General features: G+C 71.9%; 17 protein-coding genes. 7 read left to right on the plus strand and 10 right to left on the minus strand.

The features are described 5' to 3' along the window. Positions 1-133 precede the first annotated feature (133 nt). The 6 genes from BW982_RS11390 to BW982_RS11415 all read left to right on the plus strand — a co-directional run bounded on the left by BW982_RS11390 (position 134) and on the right by BW982_RS11415 (position 6,624). Complete coding sequence (locus tag BW982_RS11390) at positions 134-1,411, plus strand: MFS transporter (protein ID WP_076493720.1); 1,278 nt, start codon at positions 134-136, stop codon at positions 1,409-1,411. Continuing rightward, positions 1,408-3,036 carry an amidohydrolase gene (locus BW982_RS11395; RefSeq protein ID WP_076493249.1) on the plus strand — a complete coding sequence of 543 codons (1,629 nt, stop codon included), beginning with the start codon at positions 1,408-1,410 and terminating at the stop codon, positions 3,034-3,036. Before BW982_RS11390 ends, BW982_RS11395 begins: the two co-directional genes overlap by 4 nt. Then, positions 3,033-4,067, plus strand: a complete 1,035-nt coding sequence (locus BW982_RS11400) for an agmatine deiminase family protein (protein WP_076493251.1) — start codon at positions 3,033-3,035, stop codon at positions 4,065-4,067. The genes BW982_RS11395 and BW982_RS11400 overlap by 4 nt, the downstream gene beginning before the upstream one ends. Continuing rightward, positions 4,064-5,755, plus strand: coding sequence for an amidase (locus BW982_RS11405; RefSeq protein ID WP_076493253.1), 1,692 nt, complete (start codon positions 4,064-4,066; stop codon positions 5,753-5,755). Before BW982_RS11400 ends, BW982_RS11405 begins: the two co-directional genes overlap by 4 nt. Before the next feature lie 240 nt (positions 5,756-5,995). Further along, positions 5,996-6,226, plus strand: a complete 231-nt coding sequence (locus BW982_RS18665) for a type II toxin-antitoxin system HicA family toxin (RefSeq protein ID WP_368483027.1) — start codon at positions 5,996-5,998, stop codon at positions 6,224-6,226. An 11-nt stretch (positions 6,227-6,237) separates the two neighbouring features. After that, the gene (locus BW982_RS11415; RefSeq protein ID WP_217693681.1) at positions 6,238-6,624 is read left to right on the plus strand and encodes an antitoxin HicB; all 387 of its coding nucleotides are present in this window, start codon (positions 6,238-6,240) and stop codon (positions 6,622-6,624) included. A 27-nt stretch (positions 6,625-6,651) separates the two neighbouring features. Here BW982_RS11415 and BW982_RS11420 read toward each other — a convergent pair whose 3' ends face one another. Beyond that, entirely contained in the window at positions 6,652-7,986 is a 1,335-nt protein-coding gene (locus tag BW982_RS11420) for a hypothetical protein (protein ID WP_076493254.1), read from the minus strand. 551 nt (positions 7,987-8,537) lie between these two features. Beyond that, on the minus strand, positions 8,538-9,293 hold the full coding sequence (locus BW982_RS11425) for a DUF3800 domain-containing protein (RefSeq protein WP_076493256.1): 756 nt from the start codon (positions 9,291-9,293) through the stop codon (positions 8,538-8,540). Positions 9,294-9,346: 53 nt separating this feature from the next. On the opposite strand from BW982_RS11425, the gene BW982_RS11430 reads away from it, so the two are divergent. After that, positions 9,347-10,258: an HIRAN domain-containing protein gene (locus BW982_RS11430; protein WP_076493257.1), complete on the plus strand. Its 912-nt coding sequence runs from the start codon at positions 9,347-9,349 to the stop codon at positions 10,256-10,258. Positions 10,259-10,611: 353 nt separating this feature from the next. Here BW982_RS11430 and BW982_RS11435 read toward each other — a convergent pair whose 3' ends face one another. From BW982_RS11435 to BW982_RS11470, 8 genes are all read right to left on the minus strand, one after another. Then, entirely contained in the window at positions 10,612-11,877 is a 1,266-nt protein-coding gene (locus BW982_RS11435; RefSeq protein ID WP_076493259.1) for a hypothetical protein, read from the minus strand. Between the two features lie 268 nt (positions 11,878-12,145). After that, positions 12,146-12,508 carry a hypothetical protein gene (locus BW982_RS11440; protein ID WP_076493260.1) on the minus strand — a complete coding sequence of 121 codons (363 nt, stop codon included), beginning with the start codon at positions 12,506-12,508 and terminating at the stop codon, positions 12,146-12,148. Further along, positions 12,498-16,673, minus strand: coding sequence for a type VII secretion protein EccCa (gene eccCa / locus BW982_RS11445; protein ID WP_076493262.1), 4,176 nt, complete (start codon positions 16,671-16,673; stop codon positions 12,498-12,500). Before eccCa ends, BW982_RS11440 begins: the two co-directional genes overlap by 11 nt. Next, the gene (locus BW982_RS11450; RefSeq protein ID WP_076493264.1) at positions 16,670-17,479 is read right to left on the minus strand and encodes a P-loop NTPase family protein; all 810 of its coding nucleotides are present in this window, start codon (positions 17,477-17,479) and stop codon (positions 16,670-16,672) included. The genes eccCa and BW982_RS11450 overlap by 4 nt, the downstream gene beginning before the upstream one ends. Then, positions 17,476-18,825, minus strand: coding sequence for a ubiquitin family protein (locus tag BW982_RS11455; RefSeq protein WP_076493265.1), 1,350 nt, complete (start codon positions 18,823-18,825; stop codon positions 17,476-17,478). Before BW982_RS11455 ends, BW982_RS11450 begins: the two co-directional genes overlap by 4 nt. After that, a complete protein-coding gene (locus tag BW982_RS11460) occupies positions 18,822-19,082 on the minus strand; it encodes a hypothetical protein (RefSeq protein ID WP_076493267.1) in 261 nt (86 codons plus the stop codon). The genes BW982_RS11455 and BW982_RS11460 overlap by 4 nt, the downstream gene beginning before the upstream one ends. Further along, positions 19,082-20,155 (minus strand): DUF6177 family protein, encoded by a 1,074-nt coding sequence (locus BW982_RS11465; RefSeq protein ID WP_076493268.1) that lies wholly within the window; start codon positions 20,153-20,155, stop codon positions 19,082-19,084. Before BW982_RS11465 ends, BW982_RS11460 begins: the two co-directional genes overlap by 1 nt. Further along, positions 20,152-20,922, minus strand: coding sequence for an FHA domain-containing protein (locus BW982_RS11470; protein WP_076493270.1), 771 nt, complete (start codon positions 20,920-20,922; stop codon positions 20,152-20,154). The genes BW982_RS11465 and BW982_RS11470 overlap by 4 nt, the downstream gene beginning before the upstream one ends. Positions 20,923-21,015: the final 93 nt, after the last annotated feature.

The raw sequence follows: 21,015 nt of genomic DNA on the forward strand, positions 1-21,015 counted from the left end.
AATAATCTGGAAACACGACGGGCGAACGAACCGAAACACCCGGTCCGTAGCCTCGGTCCCTCCGGTGCGATCGACGACGATCCTCCCGGGACCCACCCTGTCCGCCGGTCCGCCGGCACCCCGAAAGGTTCTCGTGTCCTCCACCACCCGTGACAGCGCGACGGTCACCGTCGTCGGTGCAACCCGCGTCCCCCTCCGCCTGCCCACCGCCGGTGCCACCTTCGTCGTCGGTGTCGCCGGCTACCTCGGGGTCAACCTGTCGCCGTACCTGATCCTCGCCGTGCAGCAGGGCCTCGGCGCCGACGTGCTCACCGCCAGCTGGCTCGTCACCGGTGCCCTCCTCCTCACCGCCCTGACGGGGCTCGCGGTCGCTCCGCTGTGCGCCGGTCGCTCGCGCCGTGCCGTGGCCCGCGTCGGGCTCGGCCTCGCCGTCGTCGGCTTCGGCCTGGCCGCGGTGGCTCCGGTGCTGCTGCTCCCCGGCCTGCTGCTCGGCGGGGTCGGCGCGGGCGGGGCGGTCGCGACGTCCGGGGCGGCGATCGCCGCGTTCCGCAACCCCGACCGGGTCGCGGGCTTCTACGGCCTCGCCAATCGCGGCATCGTCACGATCGTGCTCGCGGTGGTGCCGCTCATCGGCCTCGCCCCGATCGACGTCTTCGGCTCGATGGCGGTGTTCTGCCTCGTCGCGCTCGTGCTGGCGACATGGCTGCCGGGTGCGCCCGCCGCCCCCGTGCACGCGGCCGCCGCCGCCGGTGCCGCCGTTCCGCTGGAGATCCCGCCCACCGGAACGCTCCGCGCGGCCGCGCGACCGTCGCGCGTGGTCACCGTCGCCGGGTTCACGCTGCTTCTCGTGTTCGCGCTGTGGGCGGCGAGCGAGGACTCGCTGTGGGCGATGGTCGGGGTCATGGGAGCCGACCGGACGGGTCTCGCCCCCGAAGGACTGGGCGTCGCGCTGTCCGGCGCCACCGCCGGCGGTCTCCTCGCCTCGATCGGGCTCATGATCGTCGGTGATCGCCTGGGTCGTGGCATCCCGCTCTTCGTCCTCCTGGTGCTCGGCGGCATCCTGAAGATCGTCCAGGGCACGATCACCGACCCGACCGCCTTCGTCGTGGTCTTCGTCCTGTGGAACACCGTCTACGCGCTCGCTTTCGCCTTCTTCATCGCGACGTCGGCGGCGCTCGACGCGGACGGCCGCTGGTCGGGTCCCCTTCTGGCGACCTACCTGGTCGGTTCGGCGCTGACTCCGGTCATCGGCGCGAACCTCGTGTCGGGTCTCGGCTACGGCGGCTTCACGGTGACGCTGGCGATCGCGAGCTTTGTGCTGGCCGTCCCGGCGGGCGTCATCGGGCTGGTGTCGCGGCGGCTCGAGCGCGACGCGGCGCAAGAGCGCCCGAACGAGGGGGCCTCGGCATGACACGGACGGTCTTCCGCAACGGCCGGATCTTCACCGCCGCCACCGATCTGGCCCGGCAGTGGACGCATTCCCTCGCGATCGAGGACGAGACCGTCGTCGCGATCGGTGACGCCGCCGAGGCGCGCGGGGGCGAGGTCGTCGACCTGGACGGAGCCCTGGTGCTGCCCGGATTCACCGACGCGCACACGCACCTGATCATGATGGGCCAGGCCCTCGGCCAGGTCGCGCTCACCGACGCGCGCACGCTCGACGACATCCGGGAGCTGCTCCGCGAAGCCCGCGCCGCCGATCCCGACGCCGTGGTGCTGCGGGGTCGCGGGTGGCTGTTCGATTCGGTGCCGGGCGGCGCGCCGACCGCGGCGATGATCGACGCCGTGGTGTCCGACGTGCCGGTGTACCTGGATGCCAACGACTACCACTCCTGCTGGGTGAACACCGCCGCGCTCGCCGAGCTCGGCATCACGCGCGACACCCCCGATCCGCTCGGTGGGGCGATCGGCCGCGACGCCGACGGCGAGCCGAACGGGATGCTGTTCGAGACCGCCGCCGTGCAGTACGCGTGGGGACGCCGCGACGCGGCGACGACGGATGCCGAGCGCGACGAGGCGGTCGAGCGGATGCTCGACGCCTACTCCCGCGCCGGCGTCACCGGCGTCGTCGACATGGCGTTCAACGAACATGCGCTCGCCGCGATCGAGCGGGCCGTCGAACGTCACGGCGGGCGCCTGCCGGTGCGGGTGTCGGCGCACTGGCTGGTCGAGAACACCGGCGACCTCAGCCGCAACCTCGCGCAGCTCGACCGCGTGGTCGAGCTCGCCCGACGCCCCGCGTCGCCGTGGCTGCGGGTCATCGGCATCAAGCTCATCCTCGACGGCACGATCGACGCGTGCACCGCGGCGATGGGCGCGCCGTACGCCGACGGCTCGAACGCCGAGCCGATCTGGCCGCTGCGTGATCTCGCGCCGGTGGTGGCCGCCGCCGACGCCGCGGGCCTGCAGATCGCGATGCACGCCATCGGCGACGCCGCGAGCGATGCCGCGCTCACCGCGATCGAACGCGCGATCGCGGCCAACGGCGACATCCCCCGCCGGCACCGCCTCGAGCACCTCGAGTACGCCGCTCCCGGCACGGCCGAGCGCATGGCACGGCTGGGGGTGACGGCCTCCCTCCAACCCGTCCACGCCGACCCTGCGATCTTCGCGAACTGGGCGGCGATGCTGGGCGACGAGCGTGTGGACCGGGCGTTCCCGTGGCCCGAGTACGAGAGGGCGGGCGCCCTTGTGGCGTTCTCGACCGATGCCCCCACCGCGCCGCACGACGCCCTGGCGAACATGTACGTCGCCGCGACGAGGGCGTCGGCCCTCGACCCGTCCGTGTCGGCCGTGCACCCGCAGTACGCGCTGCCGTTGGCCGACGCGATCGCACACGCGACCCGGGATGCCGCCGCCTCGATCGGCGACGCCGATTGGCGCGGACGTCTGGCGCCGGGCTTCGCCGCCGACCTCGTGGTGATCGACACCGACCCGTTCACCGCGGGCGCGGCATCCCTGCTCACCGCCCGACCCCTGATGACCATGGTGGCAGGACGCGAGACGTTCGCCGCCGCACGAGAGGACACCCCATGACCTGGCGCATGCCGTCCGAGACGGCCCCCCACACCCGCACGTGGATGGCGTTCCCGAGCGAGGGACCCACCCTCGGAGACACGGATGCCGAGCGCTCCGCCGGCTATGCGGCCTGGACCGCCGTCGCCCACGCGGTCGCCGAGTTCGAGCCGGTGACGATGCTCGTCGACCCGCGCGAGCTCGCCCGCGCCCGCCGCATGCTGTCGAGCGAGATCGAGGTCATCGAGGCCGGGGTCGACGAGTTCTGGCTGCGCGACTCCGGTCCGACGTTCGTGGTCGATCCCGAGCGCCCGGGCGTCCTCGGCGCGGTGGACTTCATCTTCAACGGCTGGGGCGATCACGACTGGTCGGTGTGGGCGAAGGCCGCGCACCACGGCCGGATCGTCGCCGAGGCCGCCGGGGCCGAGCTTGTCTCGTCGCTGCTCGTCAACGAGGGCGGTGGCATCCACGTCGACGGTGAGGGAACCGTCCTGCTGACCGAGACCGTCCAGCTCGACCCGCGCCGCAATCGGTACGCGACGCGCGAGCGGGTGGAGGCCGAGATGGCCCGCACGCTGGGCGCGACGCACGCGGTGTGGGTCCCGCGGGGTCTCACCCGCGACTACGAGGACTTCGGCACCAGCGGACACGTCGACATCGTCGCAACGATCCCTTCCCCCGGGGTCCTGCTCCTCCACGACCAGCGCAATGCCGCGCACCCTGACCACGCGGTCACGCGCGAGCTGCGGGAGTTCTTCGCGACGCAGACGGATGCCGCGGGCCGCCCGTTCGACATCCGCGACCTGCCCGCACCGGCCACCATCCGCGACGCCGACGGCGACACCGACTGGAGCTACGTGAACCACCTCGTCGTCAACGGTGGTGTGATCGCGTGCGGTTTCGGCGAGGAGGAAGCGGATACCACGGCCCGCGGCATCCTCGAAGACGTCTACCCGGGTCGCCGGGTCGTGACCGTCGACGCGCGCGAGCTGTTCGCGCGCGGGGGCGGCATCCACTGCATCACCCAGCAGCAGCCGGAGGTCTCCGCATGATCGACGTCGTCGAGGCATCCATCGCCGATCTCGCTGCCGCCCTTACCGAGGGGCGCACCACCGCCGTCGAGCTGGTCGAGGCGCATCTCGCGCGCATCGACGCGTACGACGGTCCCGACACCGCGACCAAGCTCAACGCCGTCGTGGTGCGCAACCCCGGCGCGCTCGCCGAGGCCGCGGCATCCGACGCCCGCCGCGCGGCGGGGGAGGCACGTGGGCTGCTCGACGGCATCCCGTACACGGCCAAGGACAGCTACATGGTGCGCGGCCTCACCGTCGCGGCCGGGAGCCCGGCGTTCGCCGACCTCGTCGCGGCGGACGACGCGTTCACGATCGCGCGGCTGCGCGAGGCCGGTGCCATCTGCCTGGGACTCACGAACATGCCCCCGATGGCCAACGGCGGCATGCAGCGCGGGCTGTACGGCCGCGCCGAGAGTCCGTACAACGCCGATTTCCTGACGTCGGCGTTCGCGTCGGGGTCGTCGAACGGCTCGGGCACGGCGACGGCCGCGTCGTTCGGCGTCTTCGGTCTGGGCGAGGAGACGTGGTCGAGCGGCCGTGCCCCCGCGGCCTGCAACGGCCTGTGCGCGTACACCCCGTCGCGCGGCATGATCTCGGTGCGCGGCAACTGGCCGCTGGTCCCGACGATGGACGTCGTCGTGCCGCACACCCGCTCGATGGCCGACCTGCTCGCGGTGCTCGACGTGATCGTCGCCGACGACCCCGAGACGCGCGGCGATTTCTGGCGCGCGCAGCCGTGGGTGCCGTTGCCCTCCGTGGAGGAGGTGCGACCGCCGTCGTTCGCCGCTCTGGCCGCGGGCTCGTCGCTGGCGGGAAAGCGCATCGGCATCCCGCGCATGTTCCTCGGCGACGACCCGCTCGTGGGCAGCGGCCCCCGTGGTGTCGGGGGACCGACCGGTGAGCCGATCGAGCTGCGGCCGTCGCTGCGCGCGCTGTTCGACGTGGCTCGCGCCGACCTCGAAGCCGCGGGCGCGATCGTGGTCGACTGCGACTTCCCGCTCGTGAGCAACTACGAGGGAGACCGGCCGGGTGCGCCGACGATCCGCGCGCGAGGTCTGGTGTCGGAGGAGTTCCTGCACCGCGAGATCGTCGACTTGTCGGCGTGGGCGTGGGACGACTTCCTCCGCGGCACCGGCCACCCCGGTCTGGCCACGGTGGACGGCGCGGCGATCTTCCCGCACCCCGCGGGCGCGCTGCCCGACCGCTACACGGGCTTCGACGACGACATCGCGTCGTACCCCGCGCACGTGAGCGCCCACCCGGTGTCGGCGTTCACCGAGATCCCGCATCTGGCCGAGGGGCTCGAGGGTCTGGAGGAGACCCGGCGCCGCGATCTGGAGGAGTGGATGGATGCCAACGGCTTCGCCGCCGTGGTCTTCCCGACGCTCAGCGACGTGGCGCCGGCCGACGCCGACGTGAACGAGGCGTCGGCCGACATCGCGTGGCGAAACGGCGTGTGGGTGGCGACGGGCAACCTCGCGATCCGGCACTGCGGCGTGCCGACGGTGACGGTGCCGCTCGGGACGATGCCGGACATCGGGATGCCATCCGGCCTGACGTTCGCGGGTCGCGCGTACGACGACGCGGCGCTGCTGGCGATGGCCGCGGCGTTCGAGGCGCTGCGCCCGCGACGGACTGTGCCGCCGCGGACGCCGGCGCTGGGGTAGGGCGCGGGGCGTCGGTGCTGCGGGCTGCGCTTCGAGCGGCGGTGCCGACCCGGTTTGGGGCGTGAAGGAATGCGCCCCGAACCGGACATCGTCCCGCCCGAAAGCCGCGAGTTGTCCTGTGCCGTGCTCAGCCGAGGGGTCGAGGCCCCGGTCTCCGCGGGTGAGCTTGGGGCCTCCACCGCGGGTGAATGCAGGCCGGGACCGGATGAGGTTCTCTAGTCCTCCCTTGCTTGCCAGGCAATGCCGGTCTTTTCTACTCTGGTGAGAGCCCAGAAGACACGCGACGTGCTGCAGCATCTGAGCAGCATCGGGTGGGTCCGCCTGCGCGATGGGCAGGGCAGCCATGAGCTGTGGGGGCTGCCCGATGGTTCGAAGAGAGCTGTGGTGCCGGCGGGGCATCGCGAGGTGTCCGCCGGAGTGCTTCGGCAATTGCAGAAGGCAGGGGTCGTACTCCCTGACTCGTGGAAGTGACGGGAGCAATCATGATCCGCACGTTCGACGTCGTCGTGGAGCGCGATGGTCGGTGGTGGGTGTTCGAGATCCCCGAGCTGGGGACGGGGGGTCAGGCGGTGTCCCTCAACGAGGTCGAGCACGAAGCGCAGGGCGTGGCGGCGATGTGGCTCGACGTCCCCGTCACCGATGTGGCCGTTTCGATCACCGTGGAAGGCGCTCAGGAACTCCTCGACGAGTGGGCTGCCGCCGGTCGTGAGGAAGCGGAGGCGCGACTCGCGCAAGCGCGCGCTGCGGAGCGCCGACGTGCTGTCGTGGAGCGACTGCGCGCGCAGAGGTACAGCGCTCCCGACGTCGGCCGGATTCTCGGCATCAGTCCGCAGCGCGTTTACCAGATCGAGAAGCGGAAGGCGTCCTGACGCCCGTGCCAAACCGGGCTCCCGCGCTCAGCACGCCCCGTCGACCCAGGTCACGACCGTGGCGTTGTTCTTGTCGGTTTCGGCGAAGGCAGAGGTGACGCCGGTCGCGACGGTGTCCGTGCCTCTCCGGAGGATGCCGTCCGCCCCGAGGGTCAGGAGGTTTCCCACGGCGGTGCTGTCGGTGGGGACGTCGGCATCCACGCTTCCGACGGAGGTGGCCGCACCGGCGGCGGTCCACCTGCGGCGGTGCATCCCGGTCGCGTCGACGAAGGTGGCCGAGGTCTCGTTGTTCCTGTCGAGTTCGGCGAACACCGAGGTGACGCCGGTCGCGACGCCGCCGGCGCCCTTCCGCAGCACACCGTCCGCGCTGAGGGTGAGCAGCGTCCCGACGGCGGTGCTGTCGGTCGGAACGGACTCGTCGATGTTGCTCGCCGGGTAGGGGGCTCCCCCGTCGGTCCAGACGCGCCGGTGCATCCCTGTCGCGTCGACCCACGTGACCGAGGTGTAGTTGTTCCGGTCGAACTCGGCGAAGGCCGAGGTCACCCCGGTCGCGATGGTGGTGCCCACGCGGCGGAGGACGCCGCCCGGGTCGAGGGTCACGAAGGTGCCCACGGCGATGCTGTTCGCCGGGACCGTGGCATCCACGTTGGCGCTGGGGTAGGCGGAGCCGGCGTCGGTCCAGAGGCGCCGGTGCATGCCGGTCGCGTCGACGAAGGTGACCGTGAGGTAGTTGTTCTTGTCCATCTCGGCGAACGCCGAGGTGACGCCGGTCCCGATGGTGGTCGTCCGTCGCCGCAGGATGCCGGTCGGGTCGAGGGTGACGAGCGTCCCCACGGCGCGGCTGCCGGTGGGCACCGCGAGATCGACGCTGCCGGTCGGGTCGTCTGCTCCGGTCTCCGTCCACACGCGGCGATGCAGCGTCTGTGTCGCGGTGCTCGCCAGAGAGGTGAGCGTGGCCGCGGTGGCGGCGCCAGAGGTTGTGGCGGCAAGTGTGCCCGCGGTCCCCCCGACCTGCACGCGGAGTGCCGGCAGGGCCACACGTCCGCTCGCGTCGGACAGGCCGGTGAACGTGCTCGCGCCGTTCTCGAAGCGGTACCCGGTGGAGGCCGCGACGGTCACGCCGACACCCGACACGGCCGTTCCGTCGACGGTCACGGTGACGGACACCCCCGTGATGTCGGCGCAGACGGTTCCGCTGTAGGTCGCGCGGTCGAATGTCAGCACCGTCGTCCCGGATGCCGCTGCGGTCGGTGCCACGGTGGCGACGGCGATCGCGGGGAGTGCCCACGCCGCTCCCGTCAAAACGGTGCGGCGGTTCGGGGCGAGTTCGGTGGATGCCGAGGCCTCGGGGGATCGGGGCATGGTGAGGTCCTTCGAGGTGGGGGAGATCGCGATTGTCCCGTGCGCCGCCGGGCGTTGTGCGCATGCCACTGGAGCGTGAGGCCGTGGTGAGCTTTGTCGTGGATCGGCAGGGCGGCGTTTGTATCCCGAACGGGTAACAAATGCTGCACGTCATTTGTGTTCGCGATCGCTCAGAGCCGGGGGTGCTGCCCAGCGGCGACGCGACCGCATCGCAACTGCTCCTCGTCACCTGCGACGCCCCAGCAGCGACTCCTCGATGCCGGGACACCCGCGCGATCACCCTCTTCGCTGATCGTGCTCGCCACGAACCCCGAGCCCGGCCACGGTCGCGGTGACGCATCCGGCGATGAGTTCGGCGAGCTGAAGGTGCGGATGACCGCCCCGAGCGTGATCAGCTGCCCCATGTCACGTCGTCCCCGACGTCAGACGGCGCAGGTCGGGCGAGCTCGCGGCCTGGTAGAGTTATCCGCGCAAGGCCCTATACGTCCTGTGTGGGCGTCCACGGGGTCTTGCACCCCGCGAACCCCCGGCATCCGCTGGGGGTTCTTGCGTTAGTCGAGCCAGATGATGCCATGGTCAGAGTCGGTCGGCCAGTGATTTGCCAGCTTCATGTACGCGACGATCGCGTCGGATGTCACTCGAGAACGGTTGCCCCAGATCTCCGGGTGATCCTGCTTGTGTCGGTGATAAGCCCCGTAGGCGATCAGGTCAGCAGCCTGGACGAGCTGGCTGTATCGGCTGTCTTGCATCACCGGGTCTTCGATCACGCGACGATTCTCGATCGGAAGGTCGCGGTGCACCGATCGGTAGGGCTTGGCGTCGCGGATGGCTCTTTCCCACAGCTCTCTGCTCCGGTCTGCCGTCACTTCTTCGTCAGGCCGGGCAAGCCCCTGCTGTCCGTCGTAGAACACGAGGAGGTAGGTGTCGTTCTCGGTCGCCCAGTCCTCCAAGCGCGCGATAGCCCGGGCATATGCTCGCGGCTTGGACACGTCGGCCGTTCCGAACGTGACGATGGCGAACTGCGCCCGCGCCATCCAGGTGAGCAGGATCCGAGCCGCGGCCGCTCTCTTGGCTGTTCCGAAGCCGCGATCCTCCTCCGCGCTCGCACAGTATCGACCGCGACCTTTGAAGAGTTCGTTCGCGTGAATCTCGCTGTGCTTCACGACGCCGAAATCCCGATGGATCGCTCGCCTCCCACCGAGCCACGCCTCCAGAACAGCCGCCCATTCGCGGTCCTCGATGAGCAGCGCAGTGATCGTGACACCGTTCTTCGAGTCCCCGGAGTCTTCCAAGTAGCACAGGTGCATACGCTCATCCTGGTCTTCAGCCTGCGAGCGCTCGGGCGCTTGTGGATGAGTAAATGGATGCGGGTTTCCTCAGTTCCGTGACCTTCGAGGCCCTCCAGGGCTCTGCCATGATTGCCGTCATGGGCATCTTGCAGCGGCTCTTCGGCGCGAAACCGCAACCCGCTGAGCGCGGAGAGGCCGCGACAATCGCCCTCCGGTCCGGTGCGACCCCGGATCTCGTCAAGCTCTCGGGGACGACCACGATCGGAAGCGAAGTGATCGCGGCGTTCGCGCAGCGAGCGGACCCCGACGACACCGGCTACATCGAGGTGAACGGCTCGATCCAGCGTGAGCCGAACAATCCGCTCGATCCCGACGCGGTAGCCGTGTTCGTGGAAGCAGAGCGCATCGGCTACCTTCCGGGATACGTCGCTCAGACCGTGGATCTTTCGGCGCAGGGGTCGCGCCCGGTGCGACTGCAGATCTTCACACAGCTGCTCGAGAAGGGGCTGCGTGCGGAGGCCTGGTGCTGGCTCGGCGAGCATGCTCCCCAGTGGAAATGGTCGGAACAGAACCGGCCGCCCCTCTCCGCCGGAGCCAAGCGTCGCGACGAGCATCGTCAGCGCGATCGGCTCATCCGTGAAGCGTTGGCGAGAGGCGGGGAGCGCGCCGCCGATTTCACGGCCGGGACCGTCGACGGTCTGCACTACCTGCAGACCGTCGAGCCCATCAAGCAGCTCAAACGAGAGGGCCGGCTCGATGAGGCGCTGGCGCTCTGCTATACCGCTATCGAGGGCGCGGAGAGGGCCGCGCGTCGGGAGGGCACCTCGCCCGCCCCGTTCTACACTGAGCAGGCGGCCATTGTGCATCGCAAGCTCGGCCAGCGCGACGAGGAAATTGCGGTGCTCCGTCGCTACGTGGATGCGTGCCCGCCGCGGTATCGGGAGAGTTCTCTCAAGGCGCGCCTGGACAAGCTGCTTGCGTAGCGCCTCGGAGCTGCCCAACGGCATAATCCTCACCGCGCCTGCTCAGGCGCCAGCCCGGAGGAGTCGGGGCCTGTGACGCCAAGGTCGGAAGGATGCCGAAGGCATCGACGCCGTAGCCTTCCCGACCCTCAGCGACGTGGTATCGGCCGACGCGGTCGTGAATCCCGCGTCGGCCGACACCACGTGGCGCAACGGCGTGTGCGTCGATACGTGCAACCTCGCGATCCGTCACCGCGCTGTACCGATGGTGACCGTGCCGCTGGGGACTATGCCGGGCATCCGGGGCGCCGCGGTTGCCACGTTCGCGCGCCGATGATCGTGTGGGGCTTTGGGCTCGAAAGGAAGCTAATCGTTTAGCAGGCCGATTGCAGCCTGTAGACGGCTCCGGAGTCGGTGGTGCTGACGCTGAAGCTGGTGACCCCGGCGGGGGAGGTCTTTGTCCAGGGGCCGCCTTGGTTACTGACGTACAGGTAGGTGTCGCTTCCGAGGATGTAGGCCTGATTCGAGTTGCTGGTGGTGCCGTATCCGATGGCGGTGGCTGTGACGCCGGCGGGAAGCGCGGGGAAGTAGCCGTTGTTCCAGCCGGCGCCTACTCCTGTGCCGTTGCCGGTGATGTAGACGGCTCCGGAGTCGGTGGTGCTGACGCTGAAGCTGGTGACCCCGGCGGGGGAGCACTTTGTCCACGCGCCACCTTGGATACTCATGTACAGGTAGGTGTCGCTTCCGAGGACGTAGCCCGCGTTGGAGTTGCTGGTGGTGCCGTATCCGATGGCGGTGGCTGTGACGCCGGCGGGAAGCGCGGGGAAGTAGCCGTTGTTCCAGCCGGCGCCTACTCCTGTGCCGTTGCCGGTGATGTAGACGGCTCCGGAGTCGGTGGTGCTGACGCTGAAGCTGGTGACCCCGGCGGGGGAGCACTTTGTCCACGCGCCACCTTGGATACTCATGTACAGGTAGGTGTCGCTTCCGAGGACGTAGCCCGCGTTGGAGTTGCTGGTGGTGCCGTATCCGATGGCGGTGGCTGTGACGCCGGCGGGGAGCGCGGGGAAGTAGCCGTTGTTCCAGCCGGCGCCTACTCCTGTGCCGTTGCCGGTGATGTAGACGGCTCCGGAGTCGGTGGTACTGACGCTGAAGCTGCTGACCCCGGCGGGGGAGGTCTTCGTCCAGGCTCCGTAGTTGTTGCTGACGTACAGGTAAGTGTCGCTGCCGAGGAAATAGGCCTGGTTGGCGCCGGGGATGGCGCCGTATCCGACGGCCGAGGCGGTCACGCCGGCGGGCAGGGCCGGGTAAGCGGTGTTGTTCCAGGCCGCACCAACCAGCTTGCTCGTGGCCCCGGGTGAAGTCACCGAGGCCGACGCAGGCGATGCGCCGGAAGTTGCCGCGCCGAGGGAACCGCTTCCCCCTTGTGACGGAACGCTGATCGCCGGCAAGTTCACACGCCCGTCGCTCCCGCTCACCTGCGTGTTCGAGGTGGTGCCGTCGGCGAAGGTGTAGCCGTTGCTGAGCGTGGTGGTGATGGTCTGGCCCGAGGCCGGGCTGCCGTTGACCGTGGCGGTGACGTAAGCCCCGGTGATGGTGCCACAGGCGACGCCCGAGTAGCTGGCCTGGTTGAACGTGAGCACGGCCGCGGTGGAGGCGGCGGCGGCGGGGGTGACGGTGGCGACGGCGATGGCGGGGATGGTCCACGCCGCGCCGGCGAGGATCGTGCGCCGATTTACATCATTCGCGGGGCGGGGGGGGGGGGGGTAATAGCGGAGTTCTGGTCGGGTGTCGTGGTCATGGTGATGCCCTTCGGGTGGTCGTGGCTGGAGTGACCGGGAGACCGCCGATTCTCCCGAGACCCGTGCGCCAAAATCCCGCCCGGGGTCGCGCCCGACCCGCTGGTGAACCTCAGCCGAGGTGCGCGGCCACCCCGCCGCGGGCGGCCGCGGCCGCCTCGAGCAACCGCACCCCGATCACGCCCTCCGGCTCCCACATCACGAAGCACTCCGTCGACCACCGCGCATCGGGCGCCACCTCGACGGCGCCGTAGACGCGCGCGAGTTCCGCGGCCGGAGGCGTGAGCCGGGGTCGGAGCGCGGTGAGGACGACGCGCTCGGCCACGAGCACCTGGGCGGCGGCACCCTCGTCGAGGGGCCGGATCTCGACCGCGGTCGCGGCGAGCTCCTCGGGCGTGAGTACCGACGAGACGGCCTCCGCCAGCGCCTCGATGTCGATCGGTTCGCGCGTGAACGCGACGCTGCTACGGGGCACGGTTGTCTCTCCTCCGCCGGGTCAGGGGCTGTTCCTCGCCGCCCGAAGGCGCGGCGGGGGGCGGTGCCGCGACCACCTCGCGCGTCACGTCGTCGACGTCGCCGTCCGACGGCGCGGGCGCGGGCTGCGGCGCGGCCGCGGGCTCCGGCGCCGCCGCCACAGGAGCCGGAGCCACCTCGCGCGTCGTCTCATCCGGAGCGTCCGCGGCATCCACGACCGGCACCGCCTCCGCCGGAGCGCCCCCCGTCGAAGCACCCTCTGCGTCACCCTCTCCGGCGACGAAGTTCGCCACCTGCATGAGGGTCGGACGCTCGCCGCGGCGCGCCAGTCGGCCGCGGCCGGCGATCATCGGCTCGGCGTACAGCTTCGGCAGCAGTGCACCTTCGGAGCGGTCTCCCGACATGATCAGCGTGGTGCCGCCGGTGTCGCGGATGCCCTGCAGCGCCACGTCGAACATCGCCCGCGACGCCCCCGCGACGGGGCGGCTCACCACCACGTTCAGTCGCAGGTCGCGCGCCGACGCGAGGTACGGCAGCAGCGGGCGGAGCGGCTCGGTGCCGCCGGCGGCGAGGATGTCGAAGTCGTCGGCGACGACGAGGATCCGCGGACCCGCGTCGCGATCGTTCGCGCGCTTCTCGAGCTCGACCGCGATGGATTCGGCCAGAAGCCGCGCCTGCCGGCCCGACGATGCGTGCCCGCCGAGGTAGGCATCCGGCACCTCCGACGCCAGCTCGCCGCGCGCGTCCATCAGGGCGACGACCAGCTCCTCCGCCGAGTGCCGGTCGATCGCGCCCTGCACGATGCCGCGCAGCAGCGTCGTCTTGCCGCAGCGGCTGTCGCCGAGCACCAGCAGGTGCGGGTCGCGCGTGACGAGGTCGAGCGCGACCGGCTGCATCGTGTCCTGGCGCAGGCCCAGGGGCACGGCATCCGGTTCGTCGATCGCGTCGGGCAGCTCGCCCGGCGACAGCACCTCGGGCAGCAGCCGGATGGGCGCCGCGCCCTGACCGCCCCAGCGGGCCGCGCTCTCGCGGGCGAGCTGTTCGAGCGCCTCGCCGGTGTCGCCGTCGTCGACCTCTTCGAGCAGCGGCAGCGCGATCTGCGCGAACAGCTTCTCGTCGGTCAGCACGCGCCCCGGCTCGTCGGCGCGGAGCGTCTGCGAGAGCTTCCGCGCGATCTGCGAGTCGGCGGGATCGTTGAGCTTCAGCTCCAAGCGCGTGCCGATGAGGCCCTGCAGGTTCATGCGCAGCTCGTTCCAGCGCGACAGGGCGACGACGACGTGGATGCCGAAGCTGCCACCGCGTTCGAGCAGTTGCGCGAGCGGGGTCTCGAGGTCTTCGAAGTCCTGCCGCAGCGCCCCGAGTCCGTCGACGAGCAGCACGACGTCGGCGCTGGGGAGGTCGGGGAGGCGCCCGTCGGCGTGCTGACGGCGCATGTCGGCGAGGGAGTCGAGGTTCTCGTCGCGGAACACGCGCTCGCGCACCGCGAGCATCCCGGTCAGCTCTTCGAGGAGACGCGTGAGCCGCTCGCGGCTCCCCCGGGTCGCGACACCACCGACGTGGGGGAACGGCTCGATGCGCGCGAGGCCCCCGCCGGTGAGGTCCATGCCGTAGATGCTCACCTGGCGCGGCGAATGCGTGAACGACAGCGACGCGGCGAGCGTCCGCAGGAACATCGAGCGCCCCGACTGCGGTGCGCCGGTGATCGAGACGTGTCCGCCCGAGCGTGTGAGATCGAGCATCCACGGCGACTGGGTCTGCTTCGACGGGTCGTCGACGAGGCCCATCGGGGCCCGGAGCGTTCCGGCGCCGTCGGCTTGCGGCAGCACTCCGCCGAGCGTCAGCACGGGCGGGAGCGGCGGCAGCCACACCGGCCTCGTGCGGGCGATGCCGCGCGCCAGGCGCGAGGTCGCGGCCTGCACGAGCGTGCGGCCGGTGGTCGGGGTCTCGGGTTCGGCGCTGTCGAGCTGCTCGGCCTCGGGCGTCTCGTCGGGCAGGTCGTACGCGGGCAGCCGCAGCACCGGCGGGGCGTCGTCGTGCCGCGGCCCCGACTCGACCGGGTCGGGCACGGGGCCCGACACGTATCCGGCGCGGAACCGCGTGTAGACGGACGTGTCGACTTTGAGGTACCCGAAGCCGGGGATCGCCGGCAGGTGGAACGCGTCGGGGGTGTCGAGCACCACGGCCGACTCCGACTCCGAGAACGTGCGCAGGCCGATCCGGTACGACAGGTACGTGTCGAGGCCGCGCAGGCGACCGCCCTCGATGCGCTGGCTCGACAGCAGCAGGTGCACGCCGATCGAGCGGCCGATGCGCCCGATCGTCAGCAGCAGCTCCACGAAATCGGGCTCGGCGGTGAGCAGCTCGCCGAACTCGTCGATCACCAGGAACAGGTGCGGGAGCGCCGGCAGCTCGGGACGGTCGCGTCGCATCTGCCGGTAGTGCCCGATGGATGCCGCGTTCCCGGCATCCTTCAACAGACGCTGCCGACGCACGACTTCGCCCTGGATGCTCGCGCGGGCGCGCTCGGTCAGCTGCGGGTCGTCGGCGAGGTTGTCGATGATGCCCGCGACGTGCGGGAGGCGGGAGAACGGCGCGAACGCCGCGCCGCCCTTGTAGTCGACGAGGATCATGCTGAGGTCGTCGGGGGAGTGCGTGAGCGCGAGCCCCAGGATGAGCGTCCGCAGCAGCTCGCTCTTGCCCGAACCGGTCGCACCGATGCAGATGCCGTGCGGGCCCATGCCGAGCTGCGCGGACTCCTTCAGGTCGAGCAGAACCGGGCCGCCCTGGTCGTCGACGCCGATCGGCACGCGCAGGAACTCCGCGGCGCTGCGGGTGCGCCACGCGGCCTTCGTGTCGATGGCATCCACGTCGGCGACGCCGAGGAGCTGCGTCACGTCGGGGGCGAGGGCGGTGCCGCTGTCCTGCGCGGACGTGCGTGTGAGGCGCAGCCCCGCGAGCGGACGGGCGACGATGTCGAGCGCGGCGGGGGTCACGGGATCGACCCGGATGCCACCGACCGCCGCCTCGCCCGTGCCCGGCGTCTCCACCGTTGCGATGCCGGCATCCACCGTCACCCGGACGGCGACGGTCGTGGGTTCCTTGAGGCGGTCGTCGACCAGGTGCACGACGGTGACGCCGAGCGCGGTCAGGTCCAGCGCGGCATCCAGGCGGGGGACGGGCGAGGCGGCGTGATCGGCCTCATCCACGAAGATCACCAGGCGCCCGGGCTTGGTCTTCCGGCCCGCGCGGCGCGAGGCGGCGGCGGTCGCGACCCGGTCGCGCAGCTCGTCGCGCAGGAGCGAGAGCAGCTCGGGGAGGCTCGGCGCCAGACGCCGCGCGGTGACCGCACCCGCGGGCGGGGTGTCGCTGGCGAGATGCGGCAGCAGGTCGAGGCCGTGCCAGTCGTCGCGCTGCGCGGGGGCGACGGCTGCGGCGATGTGCACGTCGTCGGGGGAGTGGAACGCCGCGATCTGCGCCGCCAGCGCCCGCGCGACGCGGAGCGTGTCGGGCCGCGCGCCCACGATCGACACCTGGCCGCCGCGTTCGAGATCGACGGTCGCGGGCATGCCCTGCGCGATTCCGGCCAGGCGCACCATGCGCTCGGCGGATTCGCGCATCACCGGGTCGAACGGCTGCACGGGGTTCTGCTCGGGCGGCAGGGCGACCTCGACGGCGCGCAGGTCGCCGGTGCCGATGCGCACGCGGAGGAAGTCGGCATCCCCCGGTCGACGTTCCCACCGGCGGGCCGGGTCGGCCGCGATCTCCACCAGCGTGCCCGGGGCGGGGTGCAGCGCCAACGCGGCGGAGCGCTGCGCGTCGGCGGTCTCACGGACGCTCTCGCGCGTCTCCTCCAGATAGTCGAGGTAGCGCTCGCGCTGCACGCGGCGCTGACGGGCCGCGTTGCCGCGCTGCGTGAGCGCCATTCCCAGGCCGCCGACGAGCGCGACCACCAGGATGACGGCACCCACCACGACCATGATCGGGTTGTTGCGCAGCAGCACGATCATCGTGATCGACGACAGGCTGCCCACGATCGGCAGCAGCGACTGCAGCGGGAATCCTGTGGCGCCCTCGCCTATCGGCGGCGGCGGAGCGAGGACCACGTCGGCGGCGGGCTCGACGGCCTCACTGATACGGGCGGGGCGGTGGACGATCCGGACGGTCATGCGATCCTCCCCGCGGCGGCGCTTCCCCCGGCGGCGACGAGCGCCGCGGCCAGCTCGACCACCGCGAGCCGCGTCACCGATCGACGCGCGTTGCCGCCGGCGGCCAGGCCCGCATCGAACGGCACCGCGATCACCGGATGGTCGGCGCCGGTCGCCAGGGCGCGGGCGACGCCGTCGCCCTCGCGCGCGTGATCCACCAGCACCAGGACGACCGACGGCGACTCGGGCAGCCCCGAGATCGCGTCGATCACCGACCTCGCGTGCTCGGCGGGGGAGCGGCGCGCATCGGCGACGAGACACACGACATCGCACAGGGCCGCGCACGCGGCGAGGTCGACCACCGGATGCCGTGCGCCGAAGTCCGTGACCGACACGTCGAAGAAGCGCGCGATGGGCGCTGCCTCGCTCAACCAGGCACCGACGGCATCCTCGGCGTCGCGCGGGCGCAGGGCGACGACGCCGTCGCGCAGGTCGAGGCCGCTCAGCGCCTCGGCCGTGGTTCGCGCCGATGCGCGGGTGTCGTCCGGCGGCACCGGCTCGGCCCCGAACCGCGCGGCGAGACCGGGTGTTCCGGGAGAGACGTCGACCGCGAGCACCGGCTCGCTGCGGCGCGCGGCGACCGCGCGGGCCACCTGGTGCGCCACCGTGCTCGTGCCCGCGCCCGGCGACAGCGACACCACGCCGACACGGCGGGTCGTGGACAGACCGCCGCGGATCGCGGCATCCCACGAGGTCAGTTCGGAGCGCGCGTTCGCGCCGCTGCCGAACACCGCGGTCGATAGCGCCCGCAGATCGAGAACGGTCACGACCGACCGCCGAACATGCCGAGCAGCTCGGCGTAGATGCCCAGGGTTCCGACGAGCAGCGGGATGAGCGCCACCACCGACAGCGTCTCGAGGACGTTGCCGAGACCCCTCAGCCGAGCGCGCACGTGCGGACGCGGCTGCACGAGCACCATCGTCGCGAGGAGGATCGCCACGACGACGGCGGCCCCCGCTCCGATCCAGCCCAGTCCCCCGACCAGCAGCACCGCGAGTCCGGCCGCGGCGATCGCGCCCGCGGCCGCCCACAGCAACCAGCCCTGCCAGCGCAGCGGGAACGCGCGGGTGCGCAGCGCCGCGATCAGGAAGAACGCCAGGGCGAGCAGCTCGGTCCAGATCGTGCCCGAGAGTGCGAGCACGACACCGGTCACACCCAGAACGGATGCCACGGCCCCCACGCTCCACGTCAGCGCCGCGTACGCCTCGTCGATCGCGGCGAACGCGCGCGGCCGGGCGGGCGGCGACCCCGCGGCCGCGCGCTGGTCGAGGTCGGTCAGCCCCGCCGAGGAGAGCGCGATCCAGGGCAGTGGGCCGGTGGCGAATGCGGCGACGACGCCGGCGACGGCCGACGCCGACACGGCATCCACCCCCGCCAGCAGGAGTCCGAGGAGGATCGACGCGAGCACGGCACCCAGCGCCCCACCCGCCGCGGCACCGCGGCGGCGGTGCGCCACCCCGACGCCGAGCAGGGCGACGGTGGCTCCGGTCGCCAGGGCTGCGGCGATACCGGTGAGGATCGCGGCGTCGACCGCGCGGCCGGTCGACGACAGCGCGCCGATCGTGGCGCTGCCGATCGGGAGCGCGAGACCGGCGGCCGCGGCCGACACACAGGTCGAAAGGCGCCGGAGACCGCCGAGGCCGAGTCCCGTGCCGATGACCGCGAGGACCACGGCGGTCGTGAGGAGCGCGAACGCCGAGAGCGTCGGCGACGACCAGGGCGACAGCCATCCCGCGAGCGCGAACGCCCCGGCGATGCCCGCCGCCCCGGCGACGGTGCGCGACCGCTCGTCCCAACGGTCGGGTCGGGCGTCGTGCGCGTCGGCGGCGGCGTCGGTGACGTCGATCACGACGGGCGGCGGGGGTGCGGCATCCAGACGGACCAGGCGCACGAGAGTGCCGTCGGGCAGGTCGAGCTGCTGCGGGGTGAGGGCGATGTCGATCTGCTCGCCGTCGGGGGCGATGACCGCGAGCGGCCGGGCGACGGTTCCGGCGGTCTCGCCGAGCAGGTCGAGCAGACGCGGGATCGCCGCGCCCACGGGCTCGCCGCTCGGGACGACGACCTCGGCCCGGCGTTCGGATCCCGCGACGGTCAGACGGGTGTAGATGCTCACGGGGTCACGGCTCCGGTGGGGGTCTGGACGGTCGAGGACGCCTGCTGGGCGCGCTCGGTCAGCAACTGCGAGACGAACGAGACGCCGACGCACGCGGCGCACGCGATCGCGGCCACCACGATCGATCCCATCAGGCGCTTCATGTGGTCGTTGACGGTGCGGCGTTCGCCGATGTGGCCGTAGACGAGGGCGGCACCCAGGCGCATGCGCTGGATCTTCGCCTGCTCGATGAGGACGGTGTCCCGCTGGTCGGGCATCAGCGCACTCCTTCCGATACGCGCAGCTGCGCGCGTACGTGCGGGGCGAGGTTCAGCAGCTCGCCGAGGCGTTCGGGGTCGAGGGACGAGAGGACGTCATTGAGCCGCCCCCACCCGCCGCCGTCCGTCGAACCGAGAGGAAGCAGAACCCCGGGGAGGCGCGGGCTGCCGACGGTGGTGCCGCCGACCGCGTCGATCCAGCGCTTCGCGTCGATGCCCAGAGCGCGGATGCCGACGGGCCCGATGAGCAGGGCGAGGGGTTCGGGCTGCGGGGATGCCGTCGCCCGACGCGCGAGATCGGGTGCGCCGATCGCGGCGAAGGAGATGCCGATGAGGGGGAGGCCGACGGTGGCGGCACGGGCCAGCAGCTCGCGCGCCTCCGCCGTCGCGGTCTGGCCGGTCTCGCGGCCTACGCCCGGAACCGCCGCCCAGACACGGGTCGTCTCTTCCAGACCCTCGCTCGTGCGGCCGACCTGCACGGTCGAGAGCACCGCGCGGTCACCGCTGCCGACCGCGACCCAGTGACTGTCGAGGGGGATGCGCCGCCGTGACCGCTCGGTCAGATCGTCGCGGTCCCACGAGGCGAGCAGCGGCTCCACCGCGCCCCACGCCGTCGGCTCGGCCCCGCTGAACAGGGCGACCGCCGCTTCGGCGACGCCGCCGAGACGGACCGGCCGCGAGACGCGATGCCGCGTCGACACCGTCGCCACGACCTGCAGAGTGGATGCCACCTGCGCGCGCACGAAGAGCGGATGGACGTTGTCGGTGGTCGGCGCACCGGCGGTCAGCACGCCGGCCGGTTCGGCGAGCCGGACTCCGCTGCGGGCGTCGTAGAACCCGTCGGTGCGCGTGCGGACGACCCAGTGCCCCTGGACGGCGGACAGCACCTGCGCGAGCGGTGGCGTCATGCGCGAGAACTCGCCCGACACGATGATCGGGCGCAGCCCCTGGCTCGCGGTCTTGTGCAGGAAGTCGCTCATGGCCGTCGTCAGGGCGACGATCGGCGCGCGCGTCTCGGTGCCGGCCCACCCGGGCCCGGCCGCATCGAGGAGAGGGTGGGCGACGGTGCTCATGCGGCATCCCGGACGGTCAGGGTGCGGTCACCGATCTCGAGGACGACATCGGCGGGCACGGGCGTGCGCTGGTGGGGGAGGAGAGGGGTCGACGCTCCCGCGCCGCGGACGAACGTGCCGTTGGTCGAACCGAGGTCGGTGACCCACATCTGGCGTCCATCCCACTCCAGGCGCACGTGCGACTTGGACAGCGTGCGCGACATGTCGGCCCAGCGGTACACCTCCGCCGGAGCGTCGGCGGGTGCCGAAGGGTCGCGGCCGAGGACCAGCGCGGTGTCGAGCGTGAGCCGCTCACCCGAATCGAGCAGCAGCGTCGGTACCGCGCCGCGACGGGCGCGGCCCGGCGCCGCGGGGACGGCCTCGGGGAACTGGAACGCCGCGATCGCCGGGGCGAACGGGTCGCGGCCCCGCCGGAGGTCGAACATCGCGAGCTTGCCGGATGCCAGTGCCCACAGGGCTGTGGTCCCTGCGGCAGCGCCGGTCGTACGGCGCACGATCCGCGCGTCCACGGTGGCGGCGCCGAGTGTGCGCCCCGTGCGGCCGAGGAGCCACACCGCGACGGCGAGCAGCGCCACCGCCGCGAGAACGAAGATCCAGCCGAGAGCGGGTTGGCCGGCCACCACGACGATGATTCCGGCCGTCAGCAGTGCGACAGGCATGACGACATCGAGCGCCACGGTCGCGACGATCTTGCCCCCACGGGCCCGCTCGGCGAACACGAGCGGATCGACGTCGGCCAGGCGCAGCGGATCGTGCGTGCTCGTCATCGGGCCCCCTCCCTCGACCTTCCACCCTATGCGGGACGCTTCCGCGGCGCCGAGAAGGGCCGTCCCTTGCGTGGATAACCCGCGGGGCGGCAG

The sequence above is a fragment of the Microbacterium sp. RURRCA19A genome (genome assembly GCF_900156455.1).
Classification (GTDB): Bacteria; Actinomycetota; Actinomycetes; order Actinomycetales; family Microbacteriaceae; genus Microbacterium.

Excerpts from the sequence above, each read along its gene's own strand:
- BW982_RS18665 (WP_368483027.1), top strand. The coding sequence starts at position 5,996 with ATGCCGGTCTTTTCTACTCTGGTGAGAGCCCAGAAGACACGCGACGTG.
- BW982_RS11470 (WP_076493270.1), bottom strand. The coding sequence starts at position 20,922 with ATGACGAGCACGCACGATCCGCTGCGCCTGGCCGACGTCGATCCGCTC.
- BW982_RS11405 (WP_076493253.1), top strand. The coding sequence starts at position 4,064 with ATGATCGACGTCGTCGAGGCATCCATCGCCGATCTCGCTGCCGCCCTT.
- BW982_RS11430 (WP_076493257.1), top strand. The coding sequence starts at position 9,347 with ATGGATGCGGGTTTCCTCAGTTCCGTGACCTTCGAGGCCCTCCAGGGC.
- BW982_RS11395 (WP_076493249.1), top strand. The coding sequence starts at position 1,408 with ATGACACGGACGGTCTTCCGCAACGGCCGGATCTTCACCGCCGCCACC.
- BW982_RS11465 (WP_076493268.1), bottom strand. The coding sequence starts at position 20,155 with ATGAGCACCGTCGCCCACCCTCTCCTCGATGCGGCCGGGCCCGGGTGG.
- BW982_RS11400 (WP_076493251.1), top strand. The coding sequence starts at position 3,033 with ATGACCTGGCGCATGCCGTCCGAGACGGCCCCCCACACCCGCACGTGG.
- BW982_RS11420 (WP_076493254.1), bottom strand. The coding sequence starts at position 7,986 with ATGCCCCGATCCCCCGAGGCCTCGGCATCCACCGAACTCGCCCCGAAC.
- eccCa (WP_076493262.1), bottom strand. The coding sequence starts at position 16,673 with ATGACCGTCCGGATCGTCCACCGCCCCGCCCGTATCAGTGAGGCCGTC.
- BW982_RS11460 (WP_076493267.1), bottom strand. The coding sequence starts at position 19,082 with ATGCCCGACCAGCGGGACACCGTCCTCATCGAGCAGGCGAAGATCCAG.
- BW982_RS11425 (WP_076493256.1), bottom strand. The coding sequence starts at position 9,293 with ATGCACCTGTGCTACTTGGAAGACTCCGGGGACTCGAAGAACGGTGTC.
- BW982_RS11415 (WP_217693681.1), top strand. The coding sequence starts at position 6,238 with ATGATCCGCACGTTCGACGTCGTCGTGGAGCGCGATGGTCGGTGGTGG.